The organism is Paenibacillus sp. 01T422 (genome assembly GCF_056398785.1).
In genome coordinates this window covers 1-4,633 of sequence record NZ_JBFTQB010000766.1, presented here as the reverse complement: position 1 = coordinate 4,633, position 4,633 = coordinate 1, and the positions used below count along the sequence as shown (strand labels likewise).

The window sequence follows — 4,633 nt, the reverse complement described above, 5'->3', positions numbered from 1 at the left end:
GCCTTGCGCCGCTTGCTTCATAGAATAATAAGATTGCTTCCAGCCATCAATCTCTCCAGAGCTTATTCCTGCATTCCCCGCATCCGAAAGTATCCCATTAAAGCTGGTATCACACTTCGACTCCGCATCCACAAACTTTTGCACAAACATGCTTTGTAGCTCTTTAAGACCTAAATCTTTGTTTCCTTTCTTCGCACTTACTACACCAGAGACAAGATTGTTGATATTGCCTTGACAGCTGGTTTTTAATGAATCTAACTTGGAGGTGTAGGCTACAATAAGTGTTGGGTCAGATTTTTGGCCAGAGGGTGTAGAGGAAGGCTGGACTTGATTTGGCAACTGTTCTTCATCTGCATGTTCAACATTCTCTTGTTTATTGTTCTGCTGCTGAACTTGCTGGCTTTTCAGTGAATTTTCCTTATCTTGCAACTCATTGAGAACTTTCTTACGTTCTTCTGGGTCATACACGCCTATTAACTCAATTGGATAACTAGGGTCAAGGATTTTTAACTCCTTACCGTAGGGCGTAGTAATTGCTCGCAGTGACTCTATTTCCTCCTTTGTAAGTTTAGAAAGAAGTAAGTCGCGAATTTTTTGTTTCTCATTATTGGAAAGCTTATCACTGGCCTGACCAGTTAAGTAATATACTTCTTTCAAGCTAAGACCTGACTTAAGTAAGATAGCCGCTGCATCCAAAGCATCTTGGGATTGAATTGGTTTCGAAGCAAATTCATTTGCTTTATCAACAGGGGATGAAATAAAAGAAGGAAGATTCTTAGAATTTGTTTTGTTGCTATCTTCTCCCCCCCCTTGTTGTTCTCCAACGAGATCTTTACTAACGGTTGCGTGTCGCTTCAACACATCTTCCACTTGAATAGAATGAATTTTGTAATATAAATATCCTATTGTCAAAAACAATAAGATAGATACCAAACTAACTATCCATATAGTCCATTGAATCCAAGGTCTAAATTTTTTCACAATAGGTACATCCTCATTTCTTGCATTTCTAACATATTTTCAACTTTCACTATATTTTCACATCAGACATAAATAGGCTTCTTTTTCAGTGCCTGGTCGGCTATTTTCAGTAAATACTTACCATATTCATTTTTAATCATAGGCTCCGCCAAATCTAAAAGTTGCTCCCGTGATATATATCCTCTATTAAAAGCAATTTCCTCAAGACAGGCTATTTTTAAACTTTGCCTCTTCTCTATGGTCTCAATGAACTGTGAAGCTTGTAATAAAGATTCATGTGTGCCGGAGTCCAGCCAGGAATACCCTCTACCGAGAATCTCTACACTTAACTGCTCTAGAAGCAGATACTCTTTATTAATATCGGTTATTTCAAGTTCACCACGAGCAGATGGTCTAATTCTTTTGGCTATCTCAACAACTTTATTATCATAGAAGTAAAGTCCAGTAACTGCATAATTCGAGCGAGGTATATTTGGTTTCTCTTCAATCGAAATAGCCTTTCCTCTCTCATCAAAATCAACGACACCGAACCGCTCCGGGTCATTCACATAATAACCGAACACTGTCGCTCCACTGTTCCGATTAGCTGCCTTTTGAAGCATGTCTGTAAGGCCGTGGCCATAGAATAGATTATCGCCTAAGATTAATGCAACTGAATCATCACCAATAAAGTCTTCAGCAATAATAAAGGCTTGTGCAATCCCATCAGGAGAAGGTTGAACCGAGTAAGAAAGAGAAATACCGATATCTTCACCATCCCCTAATAATTGTTTAAATCTAGGGGTGTCCTCTGGGGTAGAAATGATGAAAATATCTTTGATTCCAGCTAACATCAAAACAGATAACGGGTAATAAATCATAGGCTTATCATATATAGGAAGCAATTGCTTCGATATCGTTTTAGTTAGTGGATATAGCCTCGTCCCGCTTCCACCAGCTAAAATAATTCCTTTCAAAATTGAACAGCTCCTTTACTGCTTAATGAGTTTTGCACTTTCTTTTATAACAGACGTTTTTCTCATTTGAACTTCTGTTGTTAAGAAGAATTGTTCGTATTCATTTACTATTTTTGACCATGAATATTCTTGATCGATTCGCTGTTTTGCTTTGTATGATAAAGTAGCAATCACTTCTAGAGAAAAGTGATCCACCTGATTAACTATAGACGCGAGTGAACCTTCTTGTTTATTGAAATAAACAGCCCCATCTAAAGCCACTTCTTTATTAAAATTAACATCTAGTAGCAAATTTAACTTGGTTGAAGCCAACGCTTCCAGTAAAGAAGGATTCGTCCCTCCTACTTCATGTCCATGCAAATAACCATAAGCCAACTCCCGAATCTTTTTCAACAACTCTTGATCGTAAACAGTTCCAACAAATTTTATTCTAAGATCTGCGCTAAATTGCGTGCGTTCCAATAAACCTTGGAAAAATTGATTTTGTTCAACATTTGTAATAATGACTAAGTCTTTTTTTGTATTCGATCTCATAAATTCGCGAATCATTAATTCGTAGTTATTTTCTGGTACAAATCTTCCTACTATTAAGTAGTAATCGTTTATTTTAATACCATACTGCTCAGTCCAAGCTTGTAGTTTCTCGGACTCATCTGATAGATTTGATACTTCGATATCTGCACCATACGCGATAAAAGCTGTACTAGGGTTATATGACTTATATTCTGACTGTATGTAGCTCTTAATACCTTTGGAATCACAGATCAATAGATCTGCATGTTTAACCATTAAGCTTTCTGACACTTTCCAATACTTTTTGATGGCGGCATTCCATTTACTTCGTTTCCATTCGTGACCATCAGGATTTACGCAAACAGTAACTCCCATTTTCTCCAATTGCCTTTTATAGAAATAAAAAAAAGGCCCTATCCGGCAGGCCAATATATACACAGTACAATTTATTAATTTGTGTTTGCGAACTCTCTATCCTCAATTATTGCTGCAATCTGTTCACATAATTCGCTTTCTTCAGCCTTAAACACAATACCAGTTTCTCCATGAGTAATAACATCTTGTAGCCCCACATGTTCAGAAATCAATATTGGCACTCCATGTGCTAATGCTTCAAGACCGATAAACCCAAATGTCTCTTTCCATAGACTCGGTATAATTAAGAGATCCGTACGTTCAAAGATACTTGAGAGTTCGTCATACCCGTATCTTCCATGAAACGTATAATGATTGGGATCACTATCTGCGTCAGCTTTAGCTAAATCTCCATAAACATGTAGGTGCCAATTACCGCCCCTTAATTTATTTAAAGAGTTTTGCGCAAAATAAAAGCCCTTATATCGATCTACCGGTCCAAGGTAGGCGATTTGTAATGGCTTGTGGTTTTCATATTTTCGTGAAACTCGAGAATCGCGAATATCACTATGTGTTATTGGAATTACTTTCCCTTGGACGTTTAAATACCTTACATACTCACTCTTTGCAGTGCTGCTATTAAAATGGAATAAATCAATTAAGGAAAACATTTCAATATAATATTTTCTCAAGTCTATATATTTATTTCCATGAATACTTTTCATCGCAGTATGAACTGCAACTGATTTATTTACACTAAGAACGCGGTTATTTTTACCTTTTTCACGTTGACGAATTTCCCTAACAATAGATGAATCTTTTAACAATCGATACAACTCTGATTGCATAACAAAAATTTTAAACATACTGTAGCCATTTACATTGCAAGCAGCACATTTCAGTCCAGAATCGTAGTCATTACAAATGTTACCGAGATGATCCATCAAATTGACTTTAGGACATATCCCGAAGTAATCGTGAGTAGTGTAGATGATGTGTATATCACATTCCTTAGCAACTTCGATGAACTCCTTGTGAATCCCTTGAAAGGTATGAATGTGTATGACCTCAGGTTTCAACTTATTGAGAAAAGTTTTGTATGCACCCTTATTTACTGACCTAATATATCTACTCGGTCCTTTTATTCCACCCAGAAGAGGTACTGGCAATGGATTAATTATTTCATATACACCAATGTTCTTATAACTATTATTTTCAGTAATTCGAACCCCACCAAAACCATAAATATGTCCAGGATAAACAAGAGAAACAGTATGGGATTGTCGTTGTTGTTCTAACATTAAATCTACTGAATACTTTGTTAATCCACCTGATCGGAATGGAGGAAGGCCTAGCGTAACGTGTAAGATATTCATTAAATTTTTAACCCCATAGACAATCGACTCTTTACTATTTTTACTGGATTACCTACTGCTACACTATATGGAGGTATATCTTTATTAACAAGTGTATTTGCTCCAATTACACATCCTTCACCAACGTTTACACCATCCAGAAAAACAGCACCAGCACCGATCCAACAATCATCGCCAACATGAATTCCAATATTCGTAACCCCTTGCTCTTTAATAGGAATATCAAGCCTATCAAAATTATGGTTTTCAGAATGAAATCTTACATTTTGACCCATAATTACATTTTGACCAATATCAATCCCACCAGCTGCACCAAAAAAACAGAAGTCACCTACGCCACTATTTGCACCTATTCTTATACCTTTGCCAATATTTTTCAGACTTCCTGTACAAGCTATTTTTGTATATGTCCCTATCTTAACGTTTTCTTCCAATACAAGTCCTTCTTTTGAT

At 36.6% G+C, this 4,633-nt stretch carries 5 protein-coding genes; all 5 read right to left on the bottom strand.

Annotated elements, in window-relative coordinates:
* Positions 1-981: hypothetical protein (locus AC1DUA_RS30800; RefSeq protein WP_477503372.1), on the bottom strand; the 981-nt coding region annotated here is incomplete at its 3' end.
* A gap of 62 nt (positions 982-1,043) precedes the next feature.
* Positions 1,044-1,937 carry a glucose-1-phosphate thymidylyltransferase RfbA gene (gene rfbA, locus AC1DUA_RS30795; RefSeq protein WP_477503371.1) on the bottom strand — a complete coding sequence of 298 codons (894 nt, stop codon included), beginning with the start codon at positions 1,935-1,937 and terminating at the stop codon, positions 1,044-1,046.
* Positions 1,938-1,952: 15 nt separating this feature from the next.
* Positions 1,953-2,888, bottom strand: a complete 936-nt coding sequence (locus AC1DUA_RS30790; protein ID WP_477503370.1) for a DUF1972 domain-containing protein — start codon at positions 2,886-2,888, stop codon at positions 1,953-1,955.
* Positions 2,889-2,899: 11 nt separating this feature from the next.
* Positions 2,900-4,180, bottom strand: a complete 1,281-nt coding sequence (locus AC1DUA_RS30785) for a glycosyltransferase (RefSeq protein WP_477503369.1) — start codon at positions 4,178-4,180, stop codon at positions 2,900-2,902.
* A partial coding sequence (locus AC1DUA_RS30780; protein ID WP_477503368.1) for an acyltransferase occupies positions 4,180-4,633 on the bottom strand: 454 nt, incomplete at its 5' end. The genes AC1DUA_RS30780 and AC1DUA_RS30785, both read right to left, overlap by 1 nt.